Annotated in this window: 24 protein-coding genes; 18 read left to right on the top strand and 6 right to left on the bottom strand. The window is 52.0% G+C overall.

Annotated features, from left to right (window positions below):
• Positions 1-29 precede the first annotated feature (29 nt).
• Both I4V53_RS07265 and I4V53_RS07260 read left to right on the top strand, forming a co-directional pair.
• Positions 30-581, top strand: a complete 552-nt coding sequence (locus tag I4V53_RS07265; protein ID WP_195984983.1) for a biotin transporter BioY — start codon at positions 30-32, stop codon at positions 579-581.
• 1 nt (position 582) lies between these two features.
• Positions 583-996 carry a DUF1284 domain-containing protein gene (locus I4V53_RS07260; RefSeq protein WP_195984981.1) on the top strand — a complete coding sequence of 138 codons (414 nt, stop codon included), beginning with the start codon at positions 583-585 and terminating at the stop codon, positions 994-996.
• 93 nt (positions 997-1,089) lie between these two features.
• On the opposite strand, the gene I4V53_RS07255 is transcribed toward I4V53_RS07260, so the two are convergent.
• Positions 1,090-1,527 carry a helix-turn-helix domain-containing protein gene (locus I4V53_RS07255; RefSeq protein WP_195984979.1) on the bottom strand — a complete coding sequence of 146 codons (438 nt, stop codon included), beginning with the start codon at positions 1,525-1,527 and terminating at the stop codon, positions 1,090-1,092.
• Between the two features lie 475 nt (positions 1,528-2,002).
• Between I4V53_RS07255 and I4V53_RS07250 the strand changes: the two genes are divergently transcribed.
• The 4 genes from I4V53_RS07250 (at position 2,003) to I4V53_RS07235 (ending at position 7,027) form a co-directional block, all read left to right on the top strand.
• Positions 2,003-2,365 carry a BlaI/MecI/CopY family transcriptional regulator gene (locus I4V53_RS07250; RefSeq protein WP_195984977.1) on the top strand — a complete coding sequence of 121 codons (363 nt, stop codon included), beginning with the start codon at positions 2,003-2,005 and terminating at the stop codon, positions 2,363-2,365.
• Between the two features lie 2 nt (positions 2,366-2,367).
• Complete coding sequence (locus tag I4V53_RS07245; RefSeq protein ID WP_195984975.1) at positions 2,368-4,569, top strand: M56 family metallopeptidase; 2,202 nt, start codon at positions 2,368-2,370, stop codon at positions 4,567-4,569.
• Between the two features lie 371 nt (positions 4,570-4,940).
• Positions 4,941-6,794, top strand: a complete 1,854-nt coding sequence (locus tag I4V53_RS07240; RefSeq protein WP_195984973.1) for a zinc metalloprotease — start codon at positions 4,941-4,943, stop codon at positions 6,792-6,794.
• A gap of 2 nt (positions 6,795-6,796) precedes the next feature.
• Complete coding sequence (locus tag I4V53_RS07235; RefSeq protein WP_195984971.1) at positions 6,797-7,027, top strand: hypothetical protein; 231 nt, start codon at positions 6,797-6,799, stop codon at positions 7,025-7,027.
• Between the two features lie 645 nt (positions 7,028-7,672).
• Here the strand turns inward: I4V53_RS07235 and I4V53_RS07230 are convergent.
• Complete coding sequence (locus I4V53_RS07230) at positions 7,673-8,383, bottom strand: tRNA 2-thiocytidine biosynthesis TtcA family protein (RefSeq protein WP_195984969.1); 711 nt, start codon at positions 8,381-8,383, stop codon at positions 7,673-7,675.
• 389 nt (positions 8,384-8,772) lie between these two features.
• Between I4V53_RS07230 and rplM the strand changes: the two genes are divergently transcribed.
• Complete coding sequence (gene rplM / locus I4V53_RS07225) at positions 8,773-9,201, top strand: 50S ribosomal protein L13 (RefSeq protein ID WP_050699411.1); 429 nt, start codon at positions 8,773-8,775, stop codon at positions 9,199-9,201.
• A gap of 17 nt (positions 9,202-9,218) precedes the next feature.
• Entirely contained in the window at positions 9,219-9,620 is a 402-nt protein-coding gene (gene rpsI, locus I4V53_RS07220; protein WP_050699410.1) for a 30S ribosomal protein S9, read from the top strand.
• Between the two features lie 141 nt (positions 9,621-9,761).
• Here the strand turns inward: rpsI and I4V53_RS07215 are convergent, their stop codons facing one another.
• From I4V53_RS07215 to I4V53_RS07205, 3 genes are all read right to left on the bottom strand, one after another.
• Positions 9,762-10,037 (bottom strand): hypothetical protein, encoded by a 276-nt coding sequence (locus tag I4V53_RS07215; protein ID WP_195984967.1) that lies wholly within the window; start codon positions 10,035-10,037, stop codon positions 9,762-9,764.
• A 147-nt stretch (positions 10,038-10,184) separates the two neighbouring features.
• Positions 10,185-10,361 carry a hypothetical protein gene (locus I4V53_RS07210; RefSeq protein WP_271732918.1) on the bottom strand — a complete coding sequence of 59 codons (177 nt, stop codon included), beginning with the start codon at positions 10,359-10,361 and terminating at the stop codon, positions 10,185-10,187.
• A gap of 206 nt (positions 10,362-10,567) precedes the next feature.
• A complete protein-coding gene (locus tag I4V53_RS07205) occupies positions 10,568-11,323 on the bottom strand; it encodes a class I SAM-dependent methyltransferase (RefSeq protein ID WP_195984962.1) in 756 nt (251 codons plus the stop codon).
• 1,190 nt (positions 11,324-12,513) lie between these two features.
• On the opposite strand from I4V53_RS07205, the gene I4V53_RS07200 reads away from it, so the two are divergent.
• From I4V53_RS07200 to I4V53_RS07160, 9 genes are all read left to right on the top strand, one after another.
• Positions 12,514-13,764, top strand: a complete 1,251-nt coding sequence (locus I4V53_RS07200) for a resuscitation-promoting factor (RefSeq protein ID WP_195984960.1) — start codon at positions 12,514-12,516, stop codon at positions 13,762-13,764.
• A 248-nt stretch (positions 13,765-14,012) separates the two neighbouring features.
• Positions 14,013-14,381, top strand: a complete 369-nt coding sequence (locus I4V53_RS07195; RefSeq protein ID WP_195984958.1) for a hypothetical protein — start codon at positions 14,013-14,015, stop codon at positions 14,379-14,381.
• A 28-nt stretch (positions 14,382-14,409) separates the two neighbouring features.
• The gene (locus I4V53_RS07190) at positions 14,410-14,694 is read left to right on the top strand and encodes a hypothetical protein (protein WP_195984956.1); all 285 of its coding nucleotides are present in this window, start codon (positions 14,410-14,412) and stop codon (positions 14,692-14,694) included.
• A gap of 1,351 nt (positions 14,695-16,045) precedes the next feature.
• Positions 16,046-16,687, top strand: coding sequence for a ribulose-phosphate 3-epimerase (gene rpe, locus I4V53_RS07185; protein WP_195984954.1), 642 nt, complete (start codon positions 16,046-16,048; stop codon positions 16,685-16,687).
• On the top strand, positions 16,684-17,910 hold the full coding sequence (locus I4V53_RS07180; protein ID WP_195984952.1) for a 4Fe-4S dicluster domain-containing protein: 1,227 nt from the start codon (positions 16,684-16,686) through the stop codon (positions 17,908-17,910). Before rpe ends, I4V53_RS07180 begins: the two co-directional genes overlap by 4 nt.
• A 1-nt stretch (position 17,911) precedes the next feature.
• Complete coding sequence (locus tag I4V53_RS07175; RefSeq protein ID WP_195984950.1) at positions 17,912-18,874, top strand: RnfABCDGE type electron transport complex subunit D; 963 nt, start codon at positions 17,912-17,914, stop codon at positions 18,872-18,874.
• The gene (locus tag I4V53_RS07170; protein WP_195984948.1) at positions 18,864-19,526 is read left to right on the top strand and encodes an Rnf-Nqr domain containing protein; all 663 of its coding nucleotides are present in this window, start codon (positions 18,864-18,866) and stop codon (positions 19,524-19,526) included. Before I4V53_RS07175 ends, I4V53_RS07170 begins: the two co-directional genes overlap by 11 nt.
• Entirely contained in the window at positions 19,523-20,113 is a 591-nt protein-coding gene (locus tag I4V53_RS07165; protein ID WP_195984946.1) for an Rnf-Nqr domain containing protein, read from the top strand. Before I4V53_RS07170 ends, I4V53_RS07165 begins: the two co-directional genes overlap by 4 nt.
• 269 nt (positions 20,114-20,382) lie before the next feature.
• Positions 20,383-22,755: a TasA family protein gene (locus I4V53_RS07160; RefSeq protein WP_195984944.1), complete on the top strand. Its 2,373-nt coding sequence runs from the start codon at positions 20,383-20,385 to the stop codon at positions 22,753-22,755.
• Between the two features lie 148 nt (positions 22,756-22,903).
• On the opposite strand, the gene I4V53_RS07155 is transcribed toward I4V53_RS07160, so the two are convergent.
• Entirely contained in the window at positions 22,904-23,359 is a 456-nt protein-coding gene (locus tag I4V53_RS07155; protein WP_195984942.1) for a hypothetical protein, read from the bottom strand.
• 407 nt (positions 23,360-23,766) lie between these two features.
• On the opposite strand from I4V53_RS07155, the gene I4V53_RS07150 reads away from it, so the two are divergent.
• A complete protein-coding gene (locus tag I4V53_RS07150) occupies positions 23,767-24,306 on the top strand; it encodes a stage V sporulation T C-terminal domain-containing protein (protein WP_207747857.1) in 540 nt (179 codons plus the stop codon).
• Positions 24,307-24,546: the final 240 nt, after the last annotated feature.

The following is a 24,546-nucleotide window of genomic DNA, read 5'->3' as shown; positions in this document are numbered from 1 at the left end:
AATAGGTTGACAATCGGGAGGAAAACAAGATGTCGAAACAAAACACAACCAGAAATCTGGTGCTCTGCGCGTTGTTTGTCGCGCTGACCGCCGTGCTTTCTCAGATCGCGATCCCGGTGCAGCCGGTGCCGATCAATCTGGCGACGCTTTCCGTCATGCTGGCGGGCGGTGTGCTTGGCGCGAAAAACGGCGCGGTCAGTCAGGCGGTCTATGTGCTGATGGGGGCGATCGGCCTGCCCGTGTTTTCCTCCTTCAGCGGCGGGATCGGGATTGTGGCGGGGCCGACCGGTGGCTATATCATCGGCTATATCGCGGCGGCTTGGCTGATCGGCCTGCTGGCAGGCCGATGCGGCGGTAAGGTCTGGCAGCTGGCGCTGGTCATGACGGCGGGTGAGCTGCTGTGTTATCTGCTGGGAACCGCGTGGTTCATGATCTTCACTGGGACAGGTTTGCTGGAATCCCTGCTGCTCTGCGTGGTACCGTTCCTGCTGGGCGACGCGGCAAAAATCGTCGTGGCGTCCCTTCTGGTGCCCGCGCTGAACCGGGCGCTGGGCCTGCGCAAAAAAGCGGGGGCGGCGTAAGATGAAAGAGCGAATGACCCTCCGCCCGCACCACGGGTTGTGCATCCGTCACTTTACCGGCAAGGGCTACAGCCCCTCCTTTGTTGCAAATATGACCCGCGTAGTCGAAGCGCTGCACGATGCGCCGGAACAGGAAATCTGTTTGCGGGTGCGGGAGGACATACTCTGCGCGAGCTGTCCGCACAATGAACCCGACGGGTGTACCTCAGGGCAGAAGGTGTGCCGGTACGACGCAGCGGTGCTGGCGTTTTGCGGGCTGGAAGATGGCGCAATCCTGACATGGAGGGACTTTCAGCGATTGGTCGAGGAACGGGTTCTCTCCGCCGGTTTGCTGAAAACGGTCTGCCGGGGATGCCAATGGTTGGCGCTGTGCCAGTCAATTCATAATCCGAATCGTAATGTAGCTGATATTTAATACATTTTGTAAATACAGCTGATTTACAAAATGTATATTAGATGACTGATTATACATATAGAGAAGCGGACGTATGCTTTACGTCCGCTTTTGTCATTCTGGTTCTTTTTGCAATTTCAGATAGGATTGGTACAGCAAGTCTTTGGCGACCAGCATGGCGTCCTCCATGGAGTAGTGATAGCGCGCTTTGATCTCCAGCATTATATTGCGGAATGTTTCCTCATAGGCCGCGCAGTCTACCTCCTGCTGATAAGTGGCAAGGATTGGGCAGACCTGCGTCCAATCGATGTCATAGCCGCCGTTCGGGGTCGGCTGCATGACGATGGCCGGCGTTTTGCCTTCCGTCAGCAGGCTGTTCAGGTCCGTTTGCAGGGCTTCTGCCAATTTGGGAAGCTTGGCGGTTTCCGGCAGGGCGAGGTCGGATTCCCATTTGGAAACGGTCTGCCGCGTCACGTCCAAAAGCGCCGCCAGTTGGTCCTGTGTGAGGTTGACAGCCTTCCTTGCACGGGCAATTCTCTCTCCAATTTGCATAGTTCCATCTCCTTTATACAATTTGTATTATAGCTTGAGCATTCGCGTCGTGCGGAAAGTTGGAAATGCTGCTTTCGGTTACAGAGTGCGGTTATTCAATCATGCCCTCGATGCAGAGTAGTTCGTATCGTGCAGTAGCTTAACGGACCGTTTTTGCTGGCATGATTCAATGTTCGCTCAGGCGTCAAAATCTCCGATTTTGGTAACGCCGTGCGGTTATTATTCCATGAAGAGGCGCAGCCTCCGTCACAACGGAACAATGTTCGCCCAGGCGTCAAAATCTCCGATTTTGGTAACGCCGTGCGGTTATTATAACAGAGTAAAGAGAGGAACGGAACCAACCCGCCGGTTCGTCCTGCAACCCTGCGGTTGCGCATCCGAATTCTTTACAGTATTGAAACCTCTCTTGCCTTTGAGGTCTATTCATGATAGACTTAAATTGGTCGATAAAGAATAGACCAGAGGAGGAATAACTATGAAACTGTATCAATTGGCGGAGGGCGAGCGCAAATTTGCGGAGCTGATCTGGCAGCATGAGCCGGTCGGCTCCGGCGAGCTGGTCCGCTTGGCGGAGGAGTCTTTGCACTGGAAAAAGTCCACCACCTATACCGTGCTGAAAAAGCTCTGCGGCCGGGGCCTGTTCCAGAATCGGGACGCGGTCGTCACGTCGCTGGTTTCCAGAGAGGCGTTTGCGCAGGAAAAAAGCAAGCAGTTTGTCGCGGAAACATTCGGGGGATCGCTCCCGAAATTCCTGACAGCCTTTATGGGAGGCAAGAAGCTGAGCAAAGCGCAGGCAGAAGAGCTGCAGGCGCTGATCGACGCGTATAAGGAGGAGTAGGCATGGAGAATGTATTTCTCACCGTCTTCAATATGAGCCTGACCGCCAGCTATATTTTTCTGGTGGTGCTGTTGGTCCGTCTGCTGTTAAAGCGCGCGCCCCGTCGTTTTTCCTATTATCTGTGGGGCGTGATGCTGTTCCGCCTGGTGTGCCCGTTCAGTTTTGGAAGCGTTCTCAGCCTGTTGCCCTCCGCCCGCCCGGTTGTTCCGGCGGACATTGCCTATCAGGCGCAGCCGCAGATTCATACGGGGATTCGCGTACTGGACAGCGCCGTCAACGCGTCGCTTCCCGCCGCGACTCCGACGGTCAGCATGAATCCGATGCAGGTGGTGCTGGCAAGCGCCGCTGTGGTCTGGATGATTGGCGTCGCGGGCATGCTCCTGTACGGCGTCATTTCCATCTGGATGTTAAAATGCCGCATACTCGGCGCGTCACCCCTGCGGGACAATCTATATGAGCTGGAAGGACTGGAAACGCCGTTTGTCTTTGGGCTTTTCCGCCCGAAGATTTATCTGCCCGCCGGATTGACGGAGGAAGAACAGCGGTATGTTTTGCTGCACGAGGGGGCGCACCTCCGGCGCGGGGATCATCTGATAAAGATGCTGGCGTTTCTGGTGCTGTGCGTCCACTGGTTCAACCCCTGCTGTTGGGCCGCCTTTTTCCTGATGGGGAACGACATGGAGCTTTCCTGCGACGAGTGCGTGCTGGAGAAATTGGACGGGGAGGGCCGGAAGGCATACGCTTCCTGTTTGCTGGCGTTTGCTACGGGCCGCCGCATTCTCAACGGAAGCCCGCTTGCGTTTGGAGAGGGAGGTGCGGCCCAGCGGATTAAAAACGCGCTGAAATACCGAAAGCCCGCCGTTTGGGCGGTAGGATTGGCGATTGTCGCGCTGTTGCTCGCAGGGTTCGGATTGGCGGCAGATCCAATATATCGGTCTGAGATGATGGAGTGGGCGCAAACCCTGCGCGCCGACGAGGTGGAGCAGATCGAACTGTTTGTCTATCCCGGAATAGAAGAACAGCAATACCGGTTGTTTACAGAGGAGGAAATTCCAGAGGTTGTTCAACTGCTGAACAGCAGCAGCGGCAGGTACACGGGAGTCGTTGAAGAGATAGAAGGAGAAACCAAGACGTTTTATCTCCGGATGAAAAACGGAGAACACCATACCGTGTCCAATATCGGAAACATCTATTTAAACATTGACGGGGACTATTATCTTGCCGCGTATGAGTGGCTGAGCGGCTGGACATATACGGGAAACAGAGCGCTGCCAGAGGAATATGCCCAAATGGCGCCTTCCGCTCCCATGCAGAAGCTAATGGATTCTGTGCAATACGATCAGGATAATGAAACGTTCAGCTTCACGGTTCCGGAAAATTTGGAAGAAGGGACAAAACTGTCCATACATGTCGGCGGCCGTCTGCTTACGGAGGACGGACAGGGAATGAGCTGGCACGCTTTTGAAGAAGAAAGCGAGTCGGGAAACTGGGAGCCGGGAAAAACCTATCAGACGCCAATTGACGGAAACGCATTGGATACCCTGGTGTTTGATGCAGCGATTCTATCAGATTCGGGCGAGGTTCTCTCGAAAGATACGTTGCAGTTCGGCGGAAACGGCAGTGCGGGGACGGGTGGAATCTCCAGCTCCAACCCGGCAGCAGATGAGCAGATATTGCCGACTTCACTGGGCTACACACCTGTGGAACTTCCGGGCGGGGATACAATCGATGTACATTTGATCATGACCGAAGGGCGTAAATGGAATTCCAACGACCCGGATTTTATGTACGGAGGCTATTTTCAGGACGGCGACAACTACGTTGGCCGGTTTGTCCTCCAGTCCGTACGTAACGGAACGCCTATTTCGCAAATCCCCGTAGACCTGAGCGCCGATGAGGACATCTGTTTTTACGGGCCGGTTGCGTTGCAGGTTGCCGACTGCAACGGCGACGGAAATCCGGACTTTACGCTTGGCAGTTGGCTGTGGAGCGGCGGAAATTCCTACAATATATATAGTGTCAATAAAGATGGAATTCTTTCCCAGATCGGACAGATCGAACGCCACGATTCCCGAGAGTCTTCGGTGCTGCTGGAACAGCCCGCGGAAGGGGAAATCGCGGCGAAAATCTGGAACCAGGCGACGGGGGAGGAAGAAACCGTCCGATATGGTTGGGATGGAGCATATTTCTCAAAGAAAGAATAAGTGAAAGGGACAGACGCGTCTTCTTTAGCGCGCCTGTCCCTTTTTCATCAGGAACCATGCGACAACAATCCAGGTTAAAACTGATTTTGTAATCACAGTTGAACCAAATGGGAGGCTTGCTAATTTTGATGCATTATCCTATGTGTTTTATATGTACTAAAAATATCAATATTATAGAAAATTTATGTTGTATTTTTGTAAATTTATGTTGACGTGTGAAATATATTAATATATACTGTTTATAGAGAATGCCTTTTGAGAACTATTTAATAATGATTCTTAAGAATGGAAGTGGTGATTCCAATGGTTTATGAGATAAAAAATCTAAATCACAATAATAAAAAACCGCTTTTGGATTAAGGAGAATTATAATGAAAAAGATAAAGTGTTTAGCCATAGTTGTACTGTTGTTATGCGGAATAATTTGCAACTCGGTTCCAACTTATGCAACTTCAAATGTAGATGAAGAGTGGCAAAGTTCGATTGGTGAGGACTACTATGTACTAGATAAACGTGATTTGTTATTAGACGATGGAGACGATGTAGTTTGTAATGGTCAGTCAATTTCAGAAAGTAGTTTTGGAGAAAATAGTTTGGAAGCCAATGCTTTAATCGATGATGGCTCTACAACTATATACGAGATGAATGAATCTGGAGAAGTAATAACAGAGAACTCAAATTTAAAAATTTATCCAAACCCTGATGTTAAAATAACAAAAGTTACTTTGAACAATACAGATGAAAATGAAACAAACATTAATCCCTTTTCTCTTTCTAAATCTACTCTTTCTGAATCTGAAACTGGAATACATAACTTAAAATTAGTTAAAGCAGGTTCTCCTACCACGCCACCTGAGAAATCAAAATATTTCCAAGTTGCAGATATTGCAGATCAAATAGAAAATAAAATTTCTACAGTATCAGAAAACATGCCAGATTTATACGTTTATTTCTGGCCTACGGCTGAACTAGATGATTATTACGATCCGGTAACAAAAACTCATCCATCACACATAACAATCCCTTGTTATCTTAGAATTACAAATATAGGAGATGCTGTTGCACCAATTGTCCATTTAGATCCAGTGAAAGTTGACGGCCATGATTTAATTCCTAAAGATCAACAAGAAGTGGCCGAATATTATAACTTGCAACCTGGTGATGCTTTGGAAGGTATTATCCCTATAAGTGCTTTATTAATTGGCGAAGGTACGCATTTTATCCAGCAATCAGTTAATTTCTCTATTTCTGCAAATGATAGAAATTGGGCAGATAATAGTGCTGAATTCGGACTAATATTCAAAGATGGAATCGATGTAGTAGCTAAGCATATTAAACTAGAAGATGACAGTATTTATTTCCGCGCTAATACTACGGCTAGATTTGAAACCCTATTTCATAATATGGGCAAAAAGCGTTCTGGCCGAGTGAATGTTAAAGTTAAGTACGAAAATGATTTGGTGCTTAATTATACTACAGATTCTGGATATGATTATACGAAAGGAGGTAGAATAACTTTTAACACTCTCGCACATTATAAAATAGATAAGGCTAAATTTACACTCGAATATACAACTGCCAATGATGTTATACCAAGCAATAATTACTCTGACTTCACTTGTCGAATTGATTATGGATTACATTTGTTTAAGGCAAAATGGAGAGATGCCAGACATTTAACTGTAGCTATTGGGCCATCTCCTATGAGATATTTAACAGAAGAGTTAGGACTAACCGAAAGTCAAGTGCTCTCTGCTTTTTCTAAATGGAATAATATAAGTAGAAACGTTAATATTACTGCTTATGAGACAAATGTAGAGGAGGATGAATCTGCTGATGTAAGAGTATTACTTGTAGAATTAGAGCCTGATTCCGCAACGAACGCCTACGCTGACTCAAAACATTATAATTCAACGTATTTTGAAAGTGACGGTTATATTTATATAGGCATTAATACAGCAGAAAAGGGGCGTGAACAAATGACTTCATATAGTACAAATAGAAAAATATCAGTTTTAACGCATGAAATGGGGCATTTGTTAGGATTGGCTCACGGATTCGATGATTGGGAACGTTTAGATTTTGATAAGCGAGAAGGACGAACCCAAGATGATGATTGTTTTGACTATTCAATTATGTATAAATATAATAACACAGACGCACTTCGGACTGTAAGAATAACAGATCATGATGAGGATAGTTTGCTTTATAAGTATGGGAATTAGACATGAGAAACAAAAAGAGTATTATTTTTGCATTAATAATTTTTACGATAATAATATTAATTTCGCTTTTTTGTATTAGGAATTTTAGCCAAACACAAAATCCTCCTGTTACCGAAGGACATACGGAATCGTTAAAAGACTATGATCACGTTTTAAAAATGCCCGGTCTAAAACTTGATGATGGAGATGATGCAGGATCTAAGCTAAGCGGTTATCAAGAAAAACATAAGTAAATAATCTAGCAACTTTAGCTGTCATCTATTCAATTAGGTGACAGCTCTTTTTATTATTTCAAGAAGGAACCACAATACCAACATTTGACGCAATAGAATAAACGCTAAGCTACATAGAAAACACAGTAAACCAGATACTTCAGAGTATGAAGTTTGTTTTAACTTTAAAAAAGTCTTTACTGTCGCTTTTCAAAGCGACGAAAACCCCCGGCGAAAGACGGGAAACCAAAAAAAGCCCCAGAGGCAGCTCCCTGCCTCATAAACAACTCTATCACTCGTTCCCACTCGCTCTTCTGAGGACCTCCGGTCGGGACGCTCGCTTGAGGCTAAAGCCTCGCTCGGTGCTCTAAACGACCATCGCCGCTTTTCAGAAACGTAGAAAGACATATGTTAACAATTACCACAAGGTGAAAATGATCCTCGCCGTAGGCGCATCCTGACCGGAGGTCCGCGAAAGACGTTGCACGTCCGTTCTCTGCGGAGAACGGCAAAGGGCCCTGCCCTTTGAACCCGCCGCTTTTCAGAAAAGCGGTAAAACGCGTTTTAATCATTACCTGTTAGGGAAAAACAATCCTCGCCGTAAGCGCGTCCTGACCGGAGGTCCGCGAAAGACGTTACACGTCCGGGCCGCCCCGACCGGAGGTCTTACCAGTTGTCCAGATGGGCGCGCTGCAACGCGCCCATTGTCTTTGCCCGCAGGTCGGGGAACTGTTTTTCCAGCTCTGCAATCAGTCCGGCGGTATCCTGCCGGCTGGTCGCGCCGTCGACCGGGCAGGCGCTTTTGACCACGGGCAGCGCATGTCTCCGTGCGGCGGAACGCACCGCGCTTTCCTCCGTAAACACCAGCGGGCGGATCAGCCATAAATCCTTGCGGGAAAGATAGCTCTTCGGCGAGAAGCAGCCCAGTTTTCCGCCGTAAAATAAGTTCATATAAAAGGTCTGGACCGCGTCGTCAAAGTGGTGGCCCAGCGCCAGCTTGTTGCAGCCCGCTTCCTTCGCCATGTTGTGCAGGATGCCCCGGCGCATGCGCGCGCACAAACTACATGGATTGGATTCCTTGCGTTCTTCAAAGATGATTTCTCCCAGACGAGATCGGCGCAGGCGGTATTCCACATCCAGTTCCCGGCAGAGCGATTCCACCGGCGTGTAATCTGTCTGGACGCCACCGAAGCAGGGGTCTACCGTCAGCGCCACAACTTCAAACGGCTGCGGGTAAAACGCCCGCAGCTTTGCCAGTGCGGTCAAAAGCACAAGCGAGTCCTTCCCGCCGGAAACCCCTACCGCCACGCGGTCCCCCGGTGCGATCATCTCATAGCGCTCCATTGCGGCGCGCATCTCTCCCAGTATCTTCTGCATGATCGGTTTCCTTTCCTTTATATATAGCGTTCTATCCGTCCATTATACAGGACGGCGCGCGGATTGAAAAGGACAAAGATGCAGACCCTGTTGCAATAGAAAGCGGGTCCTTCTATTAAAGGATAAAAGAGGAAGCCCTGCTTGTGAAAAAATAGATTATTAGAATGGCGAGCCAGTCAGAGGGAGATAATAAGCCAAAAAGGCGTGAAAACAGAAGCATTTGCCAAAGTAAATTAAAAATTCCGCTTTTGGGGGTTGACACGCCTGTTCCCGGTGTGGTAAGATCAGTACTGCACTGAGAGTCTATCCCCGAATAAATTGCCGCAACCGCGGGTTTATTGAGGGATAGGCTCTGGAAAAAGAATACCGAAATTCAGGAGGTAAACGCTATGTCCACTTATATGCCCAAGGCCGGCGAAGTCGACCGCAAGTGGTATGTGATCGACGCGGCGGGTAAGCCGCTGGGCCGTGTTGCGGCACAGGCTGCCGTTCTGCTGCGCGGCAAACACAAGCCGACCTTTGCTCCCCATGTCGATTGCGGGGATCATGTCATCATCATCAACTGCGCGCAGGCAGTTCTCACCGGCAAAAAGCTGGAGAAGAAATTTTACTATCGTCATACCGGTTACATCGGCCATCTGAAGGCTGTCCGGTACGATACCCTTATGGAACAGCGTCCGACCAAGGCGATGGAGCTTGCCGTCAAAGGCATGGTTCCGGATACCACCATCGGCCGCGCTGCACTGACCAGACTGCGTTTGTTTGACGGCGCCGAGCACAAGCACGCCGCCCAGAAGCCCGCAGTTTGGGAACTTTAAGGGAGGGAGACTGAATTATGTACGAGAAAGCGCCTTATTTTTACGGAACCGGCAGAAGAAAGAGCTCCGTCGCGCGCGTGCGCGTATACCAGGGCACTGGTAAGGTCACCATCAACGATCGTGACATCGACGATTACTTCGGTCTGGACACCCTCAAGCTGATCGTGCGTCAGCCGCTGGTGCTCACAGAGACCAATGAGAAATTTGACGTTGTCTGCCGTGTGGCAGGCGGCGGCGTAACCGGTCAGGCCGGCGCGATCCGTCACGGCATCGCCCGCGCTCTGCTCCAGTACGATTCTGAGAACCTGCGCTCCACGCTCAAAAAGGCCGGGTTCCTGACCCGTGACCCGAGAATGAAAGAGCGTAAAAAATACGGCCTCAAAGCCGCACGCCGCGCACCGCAGTTCTCCAAGAGATAATTTTCCCGTCTGGGATTTATCAAAGCGGTTTATATGGCACAAAAAAGAGGTTTCCCACAGTTTGCCTGTGGGAAACCTCTTTTACTATTCAGGAACAGGTTGGCAGGTTTTGGGCGGTTTAAATCCCTTTTGAATGGTTTCTCATTCCAATACGCCCAAACGTTTGAGAAGCCAAACACAATCTTTTAAGCCCTGTTGATAAACATACTGTTCCTGTTGCCCGTCAACGCTCAAAATCAACGCAAAGCATTCTTCAGCAAAATCCTTTTCCTCTTTGGCAAACATCGTTTCGCAATTGCGGTCCATCTGCGCAAGCTGTTCTTTTAACAGCTGGTATTGTTCCGTCTCCTTGAACTCCGCGACGGCCCTTGCCAAAAGCTGTTCTACAAATTGCTGGAACTCTGCTTCATTTGTCATATGATACATCCCTTTCATAATCGTTCCCAACAACAACTTGAAAGAAATTACGGCCCATGTTATAATATTTAGACCATAATAGCCTTTGGCTGTTGTTGGGTTGGGGAAGCGGCGCATCTTCTTTGTGGGAAGGGGGCGCCGCTTCTTTCATTTTTTCTGTTCCAGGTCGGTGATCGCTTCCCGGACGCCTTCCGCACGCGTCAACCCTTTTCGCAGGCAATACTCGTCCAGGATTCTCGCTTCGTTGGCGTGAACACGAACGGTCAGCTTGACGCATTTGGGGTTTTCCGAGGGCGGCCGGCCCATTTTTTTCTTGTCTGACAAAGTTATCATTCCTCCTTGCTGCCGACACCTTAAGTATAGGTTACCGCCGACCTTAAGTCAACAGAAAATTCACAAGGAGAAAAAATTTCACCTGAATTTGGAAAAAACGGCTGATAAAGAGGGAGGCCCGGCGTTTTAATGCCGGACCTCCCTTTCCTTATATATAGGAGCTTTGTTTTTGCGGAAACAGACCCCCGCAAAACGGCTCACTTTTTGGTACAGAAGAATGCGATATCGTCCGGAATCAACGCCATCTTCCGGATCGTTTTGGAATCCAGCGTTTCCTTTACAATATAAGGCGTCACTTCCAGCCCGTATTGTTCCAGGTGATCGCGGCAATCCGTTCCGTACAGGCGGCAATGATCCGTCTGCCCGTAATACCGCAGACGATCCTCATCGGAAACAATGCCTGTATCCTCGAAGGTTTTCCGGTCGGAACAGACCGGAAACGACAGGATCAGCGTGCCGCCGGGCTTGAGGCAACGCTTCAGCTCGGAAATGGCAAGGGCTTCGTCGGGGATGTGTTCCAGCACATGGTTCATGATAATATAATCAAACATGCCGTCCCCAAACTGCATCTTTGTGACATCCACAACATATTTCGCCCGTCCCGGCATAATATCTCCGGTATAATAGTGGCACAGCTTGTTCTGCTCAATCCGCCTGGCGATCTGGTGTTCCGGCGCGATTTGCAGCACCGTGCAGCTTCCTTCCAGAATGTTGGTATACCGTTCAATCAGGTAAAAGGACCATCGGAACCGGTCGTGCGACCGGCAGTAGGGGCATTCGCAGTCTTTGCGCTCGCCGCCTCCGATGATATGCAGCTCGTTGAAGACCGCGCTTTTGTGGCCGAATCTGTAAAAGAACGCGGCGTGCCGCCGGCATAAATTGCAGTACCTCCGGTTTCGGAACCCTGGTGTCCGGATGGCCGCGCCCCGGATCAATCTTTTTAAATCTATCATACATTCTTCCTCCAACTATAGAAACCGAGTGCTTTTTATATAGTATCTCTGAATACAGAATTTGTTATGGCTAAACAGGAATTATCCCGCAAAGAACTTTCTGTTATTCTGTTTTCCCCACTTTCCACAGCGTTTTCCTTTTCCACTGTGGAAAACTCGGTGGAGATTGTGGAAAGCAGGCCGGAAATCCTCTGGAAACCCCAATATCTATGATGCCGCCGATAAAAAGCACAAAAAATGGCCTTTTTTGTGACTTTGCATGGTGAATCATATCGACATTTTCCGACGGTTCCTTTTAACTGTGGAAAGTCTGTCCGCATCAGGTGCAGAATCATGCGGATAGACTGATTCAACCGGTCTGAAAAAGGGAATTCTGTACGCATTAGACAAGCGGCGGTTGTTTTCCAGAGGACTGAAATCGGGGAATATGGTGGATAACTCGTTGAAAACCGTGGAAAACCCTTTGTGCCGCCGGGGAAAGTACTGCAGACGAACCGGAAAATTTTCCACACGCGTGTGGAAAAAAGCACCGGCGGGTGGATTGTCTCCCTGGAAAGAGGCCCATACTATATATTAGGAAGAAAAAGGCGGCAATCCTTGCGCAGTCAGCCGTTTGGTTGCGTCCGGCCCTCAAAGCCGGCGTGGACAGGCGTGAGTGGGAAAATCCGTCAGCCGGACAGGAAGAAAGAACCGGGAGACGCCAGAGGGGCTAATGCCTGGAAACCCAGTGTACAAGCCGTTTTTTCTTGCTTTTAGAAGAGGATGCGGCGCAATTTTATTTTCTTTTGCAGGTGAAAAAAGGCATAAAATACAGAAGTGAAATCTTTGTAACAAGTTTGTAACCATTAAATTCTTGCATTGTGCACAGAAAACCCATCCGGCGTGTGTCCAGCAAAACCGAAAAAAACCGCAAAAAGGCGGCGAATCATGAGAACATGGTAAAATACTATTTTTCAACTTGTTCATAATGCCCAAAATCCGATTCGCTGGAAATTTGACAATGTGCGATTGGATGAATATAATACGGACATTGACACAAATCCTAATAACGATGACGCGGCGATCAGGGGGCTCCCCCCTAAATGTAGTAGTTGTATTACTTTGTCAATGTCTTTTTATCGCTCAACAGGAGGGCGGCAAAAAGTGATGGCCAAACCGAACTTGCCGCAGCAAAGGAAAAAGGTGAAACAATGTTCAATCAGAAAACGAAGCAGATTCTGGAGACAGGAAAGCGCTTCCTATGTAGAACCCCGTTTAAGAGACTGACCGCTCTGCTGGTCATGACGCTGATCACGGTCAGCTCCGTCATTACCGTTATGGCAGCGACGCGCGACGTCAATCTCACGTACAACGGGGAATTTTATGCGTTCCAGACCACAAGCGGCGGGACGCAGGACATCCTCAAGCTGGCCAGGGCACAGTATCCTGAGATCGAGGTCGGCAAGGACGACAATATTACCCGGACGGAAAACGACGAGGCGATCAATCTGACGGTGGTCAGCGCATACGACGCGGCCATTCTGGCGGACGGCGTCACCCATCACGTTTTGGCGTATTACGGGGAAGATGTTGCGGATGTGTTGGATAAAGCGGGCGTTACGCTGGGCGTGAACGATGTGGTAGAGCCTGAGAAGAACGAAACGGTCACCGAAGATACGGAGATCGTCGTGACGCGGAGATATGAAGTTTCCATCACGGCGGACGGAAAAACGGAAGAACTGCTTGCGCCGTCCAATACGGTGGCGCAGACCCTGGAGGACCAGGGAATCACGCTGGGCCCGGACGACGAAGTCAGCGTGAATTTGGACGAACGTGTCTGCGATGGCATGCAGATCGTCGTCGCGCGCGTCCGGTATCAGGAGGCAACCGTCACGGAGGAAATTCCGTTTGAGACGACCACCAAGACGGACGCGAGTATGGACAAGGGCAAAAAGGTCGTGGATGTGCAGGGCGTGCCCGGCAGCCAGACCGTTGTAAAACGTCAGAAATATGTGGACGGACAGCTCGCGGAGGAAACCGTTCTCAGTACGACTGTGGACGTGGAACCTGTGACGCAGGTGGTGCGCGTCGGCTCCAAGCCGAGAAGCTCCACAACGGCGATCGTCAACGGCGACGGTACGCTTGTCGACCACAAGGGCAATACCGTCAATTACAGCAAGGTGATTACGGGACGCAGCTCCGCCTATACCGGCGGCGGCCGCACCTCTACGGGCAAACCGGCGGCGGTGGGTCTGGTGGCGGTCAACCCGAAGATCATCCCGTACGGCACAAAGATGTATATTTGTTCGCCGGACGGCAAGACCGTCTACGGCTATGCCATTGCGGCGGATACCGGCGGCGGCGTCAAAAGCGGACGCATTGTGGCGGATCTCTATTACGATACGTACCAGGAGTGCATGAACTTCGGCGTGCGCAATATGAGTCTGTATATTTTGGACTGACGAGCCTTTGATTTTGTAATTTGGCAGAGGACCGTTCCGTGGAGCGCTGCTCCCGGAACCGCCCTTTGCTCGGCTATACCACAAACACCGTTATATCCAACAGACAAGGCCGGGGCAGACGCCCCGGCCTTGTTCGATTTTTGTTCGAAAAAATGCTTGCGCAAACAGAACGTATGTGTTATTATAAACACAGACAGAACATATGAGCGCTCACGGCGCCGACGCCGGAGCGGCAGGAGGGCAGAACAATGAACGAAGTGATGGGGATTGTATGGATTTGCGGCGCGTGCGCGCTTTTTGTCAAATACCGGCCGCGGACGGAGGAAAGCCGGGTGCTGTGCATTTTGACCGCTGTGATGGGGTTTGCGGCTCTGACGGCGGGGGAGGGCAACGCCTTTTTTACGGCGGTACAGACCGTGCTGATGCTGATTACCGGCATCTGCTGCCTGATGCAGGTGCGTCGGGAGTTCCTGAACCGGAGACGGCGGCAGCAGCGTCTGCGTGCCCTGCGGCGTGGCAGATACAGCCGTTTACCGGTGCGGTCCGCGCCGTGGTTGACAGAACCGGATGCGCGGGGTATACTGAATGCAAACGCGGAGGGCCGGCGGACAGCCTGACGCAGCGGGTTCAGAGAGGGTTAAAACGATGATGGAATATATTTACGCGGGCATGTGGTTTCTGGTAGGGCTGATCCTGATTTTCCGGTTTGGCCGGGAAAACCGGATCATGTATGCGGCGGGCGGTTTTTTTCTAATTATGGGCGGCTGGTGGGTTGCCAATACAATGACGCCGATGGATTTGTTTGCCGGCGTATGGGGATGGGTGTTCCGCGCGATTGCGGCGGCGGCGCTGATCCTGCTGTGCGCGGCATACTATAAAGACCGGAAGCGGCAGCTTGCGGAAGGACAGGACCAGGACAAGCATTCATAGGTTCTTTTATATGATAAAATCGCGGGAAAAAGGGACAAAGCCTTCTATCCCGCGATTTTTATTTTATAAACGTTGGATTTATGCAGACCATTTTCCTGCAAACCGCATACAATAAAAGTGCGGGGCGAATATATTTAAACCGCTTCATCATAGATTGTCCGGTAGTGGCTCGCCCCGCTGCCGGGCTTCCAGCCGGGACGGCCGGCGCGAAGCGGGGTGCGGTGAACGGCCCGGGCGTTCACCGGACGGCCGGGACAAGCTCCCGGGACCTCCGGTCAGTACGGCCCGGACGTGTAACGTCTTTCGCGCCTACGGCGGGAATTGTTTTTACCGAACAGGTAAATGGTTGAAATGTGTTTTTCCGCTTTTCTGAAAAGCGGCGGTTTCCAAAGGCAGGGCCCTTGGTCGTTCTCCGCAGAGAACGAAACTCTCTTCCTGAGAAGAGCGAGTGGGAACGAGTGATATTGCTGTTTTTGAGGCAGGGAGCTGCCTCTGGGGCTTCTCTTTGGTTCCCCGGCTTTCGCCGGGGGTATTCGTCGCTTTGAAAAGCGACAGCAAAGACTTTTTACTTTAAGAAAGTAAAACAAATTTTTATATTGCGGAAGCAATGGGGTTCTTTTTATTGTATAAACAACATTTCCTTTAAAACTTTTATTTTACTGCATTACATAGTCTTATATATCGTTGCGTAAGCAACTTATATTTCTTATCAAATATTTAAAGCAATTAATTGCACGTGCAATCATACAACCTATTATGCTTTTGCACAAAGCGGGAGAAAACCGCTGGTTTGCCCTCATGCCGGGCGGCACCTCCGGTGGGGACGCTCGCTTGAGGCTAAAGCCTCGCTCGATACTTCAAACGACCATCGCCGGAGGCGCGTCAGACACTGCGTGTCCGTCTTGCCACAAAAGTAGGCAAAGGCACGCGAAGGGGGGCGTGAGAGCTGGGCTCCGGGTGGGTACGACTCGCGCCCCCCTTCACCCCCGGTATCCCCCGTATACCTGAGTTGCTCAGGGATACCGGTGTGCGCTTCATTGCCGGTAAAGCTTGGGCTAGTTTGCTTTTTTCTTTTGGGTTTACATATTATTGTCGGCTGGGATGCACTACAGGAGCTGGTTCTTTCTGTCCTGCTACTTTATGTTATCTTTAGTAAAAATTACGCTGTAGGATGGGTTATAAATGGCTTCCTTTATATTTTAGTTCACTGGGATAACCACCGTAGGCGCGAATGACATTACACATCCATCCCGTTCTGACCGCGGGTCAGGTTGAAAAAAAGAGAGAATTCAGGTACAATAAGCAGGAAAGAAAACCGCCGCGAGGCGAAACATAAAAGGAGGCCGCAGCCATGTTGATAGCGCCGTCGATGCTGTCTTCGGACTTTGCGAAATTGGGAGAGGAAACCGCGCGGATGGACCGGTCCGGGGCGGACTGGATTCATCTGGATGTAATGGACGCGCATTTTGTGCCGAACCTGACGTTCGGCGCGCCGGTCATCGGGGCGATCCGCAGCTATACCAAGCTGCCGTTTGACGTACACCTGATGATCAGTGACCCGCTCCGCTATGTCGGGGACTTTTTAAAGGCGGGGGCGGATGTGATTTCGTTCCACCTGGAGGCCGACAGCAGCATTCCGGATACCATTCGCGCAATCCGTGACGGCGGCGCGAAGCCCGCGCTGGCCATTAAACCGAAGACCCCGGTGGAAGCAGTTTACCCCTACCTCGACCAGGTGGACATGGTGCTGGTGATGACCGTCGAGCCGGGTTTTGGCGGGCAGTCCTTTATGGAACCAATGATGGAGAAGGTTCGCGCGCTCAAAAGCCGCGGCGTCTGCGTCGAGGTGGACGGCGGCATCAATCTGGAGACCGCGCCGATTGCGAAGGCCGCGGGCGTGGACGTCTGCGTCGCAGGCACCAGTGTGTTCGGCGCACCGGACGCGGCGGTAGCGATCCGCGCGCTGCGAGAGGGGAACGGGGTGATCCTTTGACCCTGTTTCCGCGCGGCGTTCGCCTGGAGCCGCACAGAGACGCGCCGCTCCGGCAGGGAATCCAATCCCCGCCCGCGCCGCAAAAGCTGCTGGTACCGCTGCCCGGGTGTGCCCGCGCGGCGGATCGGACCGTTGTCCCGGGCGTCTGGGTTCCGAAATACGCGCCGCTTTCCGCGCCGCAGTTTGCCGCGCCCGCTTTTGCGCCCGCCGCGGGAAAAGTGGAGGAACTCCGGATCATCAATCATCCGCTGCTGGGTGAGACGCCTTGTGCGGTGTTGATCCCGGACTGGGACGACCCCGGAGAGGAAAGGCAGCCGCCGGAGCACGGGCACCGGGAGCAGATCGTCGCGGCCGCGGCGTCGGCGGGTATCGTCGATGAGTTTGACGGGCAGCCGCTGTATAAAAAGCTGAAGCAGTTCCGCCGGCGCGGGGTGGACCTGCTGCTGGCGAACGCCATCGACGACGACCCCTACGTGTCTTCCGCCATCGCGACGCTGCGCGCCTGCCCGGACCAGGTGCTTCTTGGCCTGGAAGCAGCGGCAAAGGCCTGCGGTGCGGCGGACTGTCAAATTGCGGCGAGCTCCCGCGCGGAGGTTCGCCTTTTGCAAAGGACCCATGCAACCGCCGCCTGTGTGACGGCGGAGCCGCGCTACCCCGCCCGCGCGATGCTCAAACGAAAGCTCTACCGGGAGGGGAAGAAAACCGGCTTTATCAGCGTGCAGGCCTGCGCCGCGCTGGAACGGACGCTGCGCACCGGACTGCCCCAGACGGAAACCCTTGTGACCGTCACCGGGGACGCGGTCCTCAACCCCTTTAACCTGCGCGTGCCGCTCGGTACGCCGCTGCGCAGCCTGCTGGATTTCTGCGGGACGGAGCAGGCGCCGGGGACCTGTTTTATCGGCTCCTCCGTGACGGGCCGGCGCGTCACGGATCTGGATCTGCCCGTCACGATAGACACCCGCTGTCTGATCGCGCTGAAAAAGGCGCCGGTCCCCAGAGGCTTCCCGTGTATCGGATGCGGTCAATGCGCCCGTGCCTGTCCCAAGAGCATAGTCCCCTGGGCCGTCTATGAGGAGATGTCCCGGGAAAAGCCGGACCCGCTCCGGCTGACGAATGTCCAGCACTGTATTGCATGCGGCGCGTGCGGACTGGCCTGTCCCTCGGAGATCAACCTGACGGCTGCCGTGCTGCGCGCGGCGGAATACAAGGGAGGCGGTGCGTAGCATGAAAGAACCGGTCTGTTTGAAAAAAGAGCGGACGTCCAGGACTATGCTGGGCAGTATGGTCCTGGCGCTCTGCACACTGCTGATCCTGCCCACCGTCTATTTCGGCTGGGGTCCGCTGCTGACCACGGCCCTGACCGTCGGTCTGTGCTGTCTGGCGGAGCTGGCATTCTGTCTGGTCAGCAGGAAGCCTGCCAGTCTCTCTGATCCATCCATTCTGGTGACAGGCTTTGTAATCGCGTTGTTGATGCCGGTCGGCGTGCCGTACTGGGTACCCTCTATCGCCGCGCTGTTTGCGGTCTGGGTGGCGCGCGGCCCCTTCGGTGGCACGGGCCACAACCCGTTTAACCCCGCGGCGGCGGGCGTGGCGTTTGTCACGATCTGCTGGCCGCAGCGGATCTTCGCATATGCCGCGCCGGTCGGCTGGCTGCCGCAGTGGCTGGGCCACAGCGCGCTGATTCCCGCCAGTTCGCCTGCCGCGGTGCTCAAGGATCATTTAAAGCCGGACATTGTTCCGCTTGAGATGCTCTGGGGCAAGTTCCCCGGACCGGTCGGCGCGACTGCCGTGCTGGTCATCGGCGCGTGCGGACTGTACCTGATTCTGCGGCGCGCGGCGAACTGGGAAGCGCCGCTGTTCTTCCTGCTGGCCGCGGCGGGGATCGCCGCCGCCGCGCCGCGCATCGCGTGCAGCCCGCTGACCTCGGTCAAATATGAACTGATGTCCGGCTCGCTGCTTTTCTGCGCCGTCTTTATGATGACGGACCCGGTGACAGCGCCGCGCACGTCAGTGGGGCGCTGCCTGTATGGGGCGCTCGGCGGCGCGGTCATCATGGCGTTCCGCCATTTCAGCACCTATGAACAGGGCGCGTGCTTCGCGGTGCTGGCGTGCAACGCCATTGCGCCGCTGCTGGACCGCGCGGTCCTGAGGGCGCGCGCCTGGGGAGGGAAACGCATTGAAACGTAAAACTGCAGAAAAAAAACGTTCCGGTTCCCTGCGGGAAACCCGCACGATCTTTTTTAACGGGCTGTTCCTCAAAAATCCTGTGCTGATCGGCGCGCTGGGCCTCTATCCGGTGGTCGCGGCGGGATATAACCTGCGGATGGCGGTGCAGCTTTCCCTGCTGATGCTTTTTATCTCCCTGCCGACGGGCGTCATATTCTGCCTGATTGGGGAATTTCTGCCCGGTTGGCTGCGTCCCGGCGCGGTTTTGGCAGTGAGCGCGGTATGCTATCTGCCCGCCGCGTGGCTGGTCAACCAGATGTTCCCCGGATCGCTGAACACGATGGGGATTTTCGCGGGACTGATGATCTGCAATTCCATGGTGCTCTCTCGCTGCAATGAATATGCTCCCGCGCACCTGCTGCGCGCGGTGCTGGCAGACATCCTCGGCTGTGCGCTGGGATACTCGCTGGTGCTGTGCGCCGTGGCCTGCCTGCGCGAATACCTGCAGCGCGGCAGTGTATGGAACAGCAGCACCGGACTCTATATCCCCGCCGACAGGGGAACGGCGCTGCCCTTCTTCGGATTTATCGTGTTGGGCTTTCTGGCCGCGCTGGTGCAGGGGGTCAACCTGCGGCGTGAGAAGAAATCCGGAAAGGAGGCGCCGCGCGCATGAGTGAGTTTGCCAAGCTGTGTCTGGCCGCGCTGGCGGCTGCAGCGGCGGAAAATGTTCTGTTTGCCGGCGGCGTAGGATTCAGCCGCGTACTGCGCGCCGCGCGCAGGCCCGGCCTGATGGGGCTGTACAGCTTCTTTGTAGGATTGTTCTCGCTGTTTACCCTGTTGCTGGCGGGGGCGGTCGGCCCCCTCCTGGCAGCGGACAGCACGATTTTGTTCCTGCGGCCTTCGGTCTATGCGGCTTGCGCCGCCCTGATTTATCTGGCCGCCGCGTTTTTATGCCGGTTCCTGCTGCCAAAGCTGTACCAGAAGATTGCCCCGGTGCTCGCGCCCGCGGCAATCAACTGTATCGTGCTTGCCATGCCGTATGTGCAGCGCCGGTTCAGTTATACGGGCTGGGAGGCGGTTGGCTTCGCGCTGGGAACGGGAATCGCGTTTTATCTTGCGTCCCTGGTGCTCGCTGAAGCGCAGGCGCGCTGCAAAAAGGGCTGTGTACCGCGTGCATTCCGCAACCTGCCTGCCACTCTTTTATATGTTGGAATTCTGGGTATGGTATTCGCCGCATTCGCAGGCGGTAAACTGTTTTGACAGGATATTAAATATAGAAAACTCCTCCGGATCATATGCCGGAGGAGTTTTTCTTTGTCTCAAAAGTTGTAGGACAATTTACCATGATAAGTGGTAAATAATACCTGAATATAGCCAATATTTTTCCGATAAGCATTCAATTATAGAATTGGAATGATATAATATGAATAACATGTAAATTATGGGAATAGTATACCCATTTTTAATGGCGCCTATGCCGCTGGAGCGGCTAAAATACATATTAATAAAAAAGATGTGGAGGAAGCAACATGAAGACGAAAAAAAGCAGGATCCTTTTGTCTGCGGTATCCGTCCTGCTGGTGTTCAGCCTTCTGGTCGGCGGAACAATGGCATGGTTTACCGACACGGAAAAAGTGGACGCAAACTTTACGGCAGGTATTCTGGATATTGAGGTTAATCCCGATCCGGACTACACGACCAAAAAGCCGTTGGAGTTTGAGAATCTGCGCCCGATGCAGTATCAAAATTTCTATAAGGAACTGGAGCCGGAGATTGCGTTTGGCAACGAGCTGGACAACAACGTTGCGGCCAACGGGATGCAGGACAGCGACTATAAGCCGGTTCCGGTCTATTTCAAGCCGGTGCAGATCGAAAACCGCGGCACACTGCCCACAAAAGTGGACATCTCTGTCAATCTGGGTGAAAAATGCGCAGAGGGCGAAGAGAACATTGAGCTGACCAACAATGACAACACCGTTGATTGGGACGGCGCAAAAAATGGCAACTGCACCAACGGCCTGCAGAAGGTCCTGAAGATTTTTGTTTACAAGAATGTCGACGGCGTCTGGGAAAGAATTGACGGCGTCAATCTGAATAAGCTCTATGACGAATCTGTTGCCGATCCGGACAAAGCGGCGGCAGACAACACCAAGCTGGAAACCGAAAACATGTACACCACGGCGATGATCCCGGCAGGCAAAGACGCAACCTATGTCATCGCGGGCTATCTGCCGGAGACGGTGGGCAACGAGTACCAGGGCAAGCACTATCATGCGGACCTGATGTTCAACGCATATCAGATGGACGAAGGCGCGGGCGGCGGAACCCCGGATGAGGGCGGAAGCACGAAGCCAGAAGCGAAAGACGTTCAGATCGTCATCCACTATACCCTGGCGGACGGTACAAAGATCGGCGAGGATTATTCGATCACTGCAAAATCCAACGCGTTCCCCTATACGGTGACAGAAACATTGGCAGCGCCTGGTTTGCCGCAGGGTTACCATTTTGCAGACCCGGAGCAGAGCTATCAGTCTGAGCTGACGGGCGAAGATACGGCTTCCGATGTAACGTTCATTGTGGAAGCGGACCCGCCGGTTGAAGTGGACGTGCAGGTTAAGATCAACTACATTGATAGAGAAGTGGACCCGAGCAAGACTTTAAAAACACATACCGAGACGATCAGTATAGCGGAGGGCGGTTCTTACACGCTGACGGATACGAATGATGTCGTAAAGAACAATCTGCCGACAGCACCGGCTGGTTATACCTATGTGTTTGATGAAACACCTCAAACCCAGACTGTGACTTATCCGGATGATTTCTCTGCAGAGCCGAATGTTGCGAATTATCGTTTTGCGGAGATGAAGTTCTATGTCAGACTGGAGTTGCAGGAGCCGGAGAATCCGGATAATTGTCCGTATCCTCATATCATTCATAATGAGAACGAGTTAAAACAAGTAGCCAATCATATGAGCCATAATTTTGTGGTAGCAAATGATTTCTCCATTAATAAGAATACTCTTTGGAGACCGTTGGGCTTTACAGACAGTGACGCTGATATAAAATTTACCGGTGTATTTGATGGCAACAACAAAGTTATTTCTGATATGACTTGCCTGCCTAGCAATGTAGGCGACGTATTTGGTATTGGTTTGTTTTCCAATAATGGAGGAACCATTAAAGATTTGACCTTAAAAGACGCGAATATTAAAGGGGCTGGCATTATCGGTGTCGTAGCTGGCCAGAACACCGGAACCATCGAAAATTGTCATGTGAATGGTTTGGTAACAGGCGCGCTTTATGGTACAACAACAATGGGAACCGGCACCTTTGCGGGTGGAATCACCGGAGCAAGCAGCGGCGTAATCCGCAACTGCAGCTCGGACGTCAGTTTGGTAGGATATTCTGCAGTAGGTGGTATTGTGGGCTATAATACCAACGGCGGCATCGTGGATCAGTGTTGGGCAAAAGGCTCCATTAATAAGGGGTATAAAGGCAATGTTCAGCAAAATATGATTCAAATAGGCGGTTTGGTCGGTGCAAATACCAGCAGTGCGGTTATTCGGAATAGTTGGTGCGCACCTACGGGTTATATCGTTGGACGTCAATATGTTGGCGGCTTTACAGGATATCAGGCAAACACAGGAAGTATTATATCCTGTTACGTTGTTCATAATGGAAATGTGAATTCTGTTGCGGATGGTTCGATCAGTGTCGGCTATAACTTAGGCAGCACATCTTCTTCTTACGCGGAATCCGATACTTCTGGTTCTGCGAATGGCTTTACCAGAACCAGCAAAGCGAATCTGCAATCCGGTAACGCCCTGAATGGTTTTGATACTTCCGTTTGGAATTTCAGCAGTGGCAGCTATCCGGATCTGATCAGCAACCCCAGAGCGTAATTTTTACACACGAAACCCCCGGCAGCCGCCGGGGGTTTTCTATTTGCTTTACGCGTCTATCTTCCGTCACAGTACATGCGAAACGCCCGTAGAGACAAGTTTCATTCTTGTCCCTACGGGCGTTTTGTCATCTTTGCATGGCCCTGCGTCAATACTTGATACTGTCAAACAAGGTGTTCATCTTGTTCTGATGAATAATCTTGCCCTTGCCGAGCGCCACGGTATCCTCCAAGCGGACCACCACGTAATAAATTTCACCGTTCTCCACAGTATAACGGCTGTAGGCGGAGGAATCCACGTTGTTGGTTTTTGCCAGATCAGTCATTTTAATGTTGTTTTTAATGCTGTTATAAGTGTCGACGGCGGTCTGCTGGTCTTTGCAGACGGCGAAGTCGATCTCCATGCCGGCTTCCTGGTCCAGTGCAATGCGGAAATCCACAACGTCTTCTGAGTTCATCTCAGGCGCCTGTACAATAAATCCGGCGCTCTCCGCGTGCGTTTGAAACTCCTCTGAGGAAACGGGCATGCGGGCCGCGCAGCCGGTGCACGCGAGTGCGGCGGCCAGCGACAGTGCAACAGCGCCCAGTCGAATCCAATTTTTCAAAAGAAACCCTCCAACCTGTAATAGGATGCTTCTATTATACGACTTTTTTTCTGTTTGTACACCCTCAATGTGCAAGGGGGGCGCGGTTGCCGGCGTTTTCTTGGAGCAGGTTCCTTCCGTCCCTCCGCTGTATGGCTGCGATTTTATTGAGATATGGGACGGGCCGTGCCGACCGCAGCTCCGGGTATTGTGCTGAAATAAACTTTCGCACGCGCCGTTCTGACCGGAGGACAAAATTTGCCTTGTCAAAACCTGTATAGACAGGAGTTTCCTGTGGATAATAAGACCATGCCGGATCAAACGCCGTTTTGAAATGGTAAACAGGGCGTGAGGAACGTCCCCGCCCTGTGGTGGGTCCGGATTGACAGGTGAATGTATCTCATTAAATAGATCAGGAGGGAATTATCTTGAAGGCCACAGGAATTGTCAGACGTATCGACGATCTCGGAAGAGTCGTAATCCCAAAGGAAATCCGCCGCACGCTGCGTATCCGTGAAGGGGATGCGCTGGAGATTTTTACAGACGCGCAGGGCGGTGTTATTTTTAAGAAGTATTCGCCGGTTGGCGAAATGTCCGTGTTTGCGGGCCAGTACGCGGAGGTGTTGGCAAAGGTAACCAACCTGCCCGCTGTTGTCTGTGACCGCGACCATGTGATTGCCGCGGCGGGCGTGTCCAAAAAGGAGTATTTGGAACGCCGGGTTTCTCCGGAACTGGAGGAATACATGCAGAACCGGCATTCGTATGTCAGCGGAAAAGACAACGGCGAGGTTCGTCCGGTTGAGGGCGTCGATAAAAGCGCCTGCGTGATCTATCCGATCATTGCCGCCAGCGACGTGACCGGCGCGGTGATCCTGCTCAGCGGCGAGACGAAAGAGCCTGCCGGAGAGACAGAGGAAAAGATTGTGCAGACCGCCGCCTGCTTCCTTGCAAAGCAGATGGAGGAATAAGATTCCGGAAAGAGCAGATGCCAGCCGATCTTCCACACTTGAAAATGTGCGGAGACGATGAAAAACTTTTTCCGGCAGACCATTTAACATGGTTATAGCATTCCCGGCTTTTGTGCGGTTCTGCGCCGGTTTAGAAACAAAATAACATGATCCGAAATCCCCTGAATTTTTCGGGGGATTCTTTTTTGCGGGAATTTAATTATATTGAATAATAAATACGCTGATGTGTTTACAAATTAT

The organism is Clostridium sp. D33t1_170424_F3 (assembly GCF_015667585.1).
In the GTDB taxonomy this organism is placed as follows: domain Bacteria; phylum Bacillota; class Clostridia; order Oscillospirales; family Acutalibacteraceae; genus Anaeromassilibacillus.
This window is presented reverse-complemented; position numbering and strand designations above follow the sequence as displayed.

Excerpts from the sequence above, each read along its gene's own strand:
- I4V53_RS07265 (WP_195984983.1), top strand. The coding sequence starts at position 30 with ATGTCGAAACAAAACACAACCAGAAATCTGGTGCTCTGCGCGTTGTTT.
- I4V53_RS07260 (WP_195984981.1), top strand. The coding sequence starts at position 583 with ATGAAAGAGCGAATGACCCTCCGCCCGCACCACGGGTTGTGCATCCGT.
- I4V53_RS07255 (WP_195984979.1), bottom strand. The coding sequence starts at position 1,527 with ATGCAAATTGGAGAGAGAATTGCCCGTGCAAGGAAGGCTGTCAACCTC.
- I4V53_RS07250 (WP_195984977.1), top strand. The coding sequence starts at position 2,003 with ATGAAACTGTATCAATTGGCGGAGGGCGAGCGCAAATTTGCGGAGCTG.
- I4V53_RS07245 (WP_195984975.1), top strand. The coding sequence starts at position 2,368 with ATGGAGAATGTATTTCTCACCGTCTTCAATATGAGCCTGACCGCCAGC.
- I4V53_RS07240 (WP_195984973.1), top strand. The coding sequence starts at position 4,941 with ATGAAAAAGATAAAGTGTTTAGCCATAGTTGTACTGTTGTTATGCGGA.
- I4V53_RS07235 (WP_195984971.1), top strand. The coding sequence starts at position 6,797 with ATGAGAAACAAAAAGAGTATTATTTTTGCATTAATAATTTTTACGATA.
- I4V53_RS07230 (WP_195984969.1), bottom strand. The coding sequence starts at position 8,383 with ATGCAGAAGATACTGGGAGAGATGCGCGCCGCAATGGAGCGCTATGAG.
- rplM (WP_050699411.1), top strand. The coding sequence starts at position 8,773 with ATGTCCACTTATATGCCCAAGGCCGGCGAAGTCGACCGCAAGTGGTAT.
- rpsI (WP_050699410.1), top strand. The coding sequence starts at position 9,219 with ATGTACGAGAAAGCGCCTTATTTTTACGGAACCGGCAGAAGAAAGAGC.
- I4V53_RS07215 (WP_195984967.1), bottom strand. The coding sequence starts at position 10,037 with ATGACAAATGAAGCAGAGTTCCAGCAATTTGTAGAACAGCTTTTGGCA.
- I4V53_RS07205 (WP_195984962.1), bottom strand. The coding sequence starts at position 11,323 with ATGATAGATTTAAAAAGATTGATCCGGGGCGCGGCCATCCGGACACCA.
- I4V53_RS07200 (WP_195984960.1), top strand. The coding sequence starts at position 12,514 with ATGTTCAATCAGAAAACGAAGCAGATTCTGGAGACAGGAAAGCGCTTC.
- I4V53_RS07195 (WP_195984958.1), top strand. The coding sequence starts at position 14,013 with ATGAACGAAGTGATGGGGATTGTATGGATTTGCGGCGCGTGCGCGCTT.
- I4V53_RS07190 (WP_195984956.1), top strand. The coding sequence starts at position 14,410 with ATGATGGAATATATTTACGCGGGCATGTGGTTTCTGGTAGGGCTGATC.
- rpe (WP_195984954.1), top strand. The coding sequence starts at position 16,046 with ATGTTGATAGCGCCGTCGATGCTGTCTTCGGACTTTGCGAAATTGGGA.
- I4V53_RS07175 (WP_195984950.1), top strand. The coding sequence starts at position 17,912 with ATGAAAGAACCGGTCTGTTTGAAAAAAGAGCGGACGTCCAGGACTATG.
- I4V53_RS07165 (WP_195984946.1), top strand. The coding sequence starts at position 19,523 with ATGAGTGAGTTTGCCAAGCTGTGTCTGGCCGCGCTGGCGGCTGCAGCG.
- I4V53_RS07160 (WP_195984944.1), top strand. The coding sequence starts at position 20,383 with ATGAAGACGAAAAAAAGCAGGATCCTTTTGTCTGCGGTATCCGTCCTG.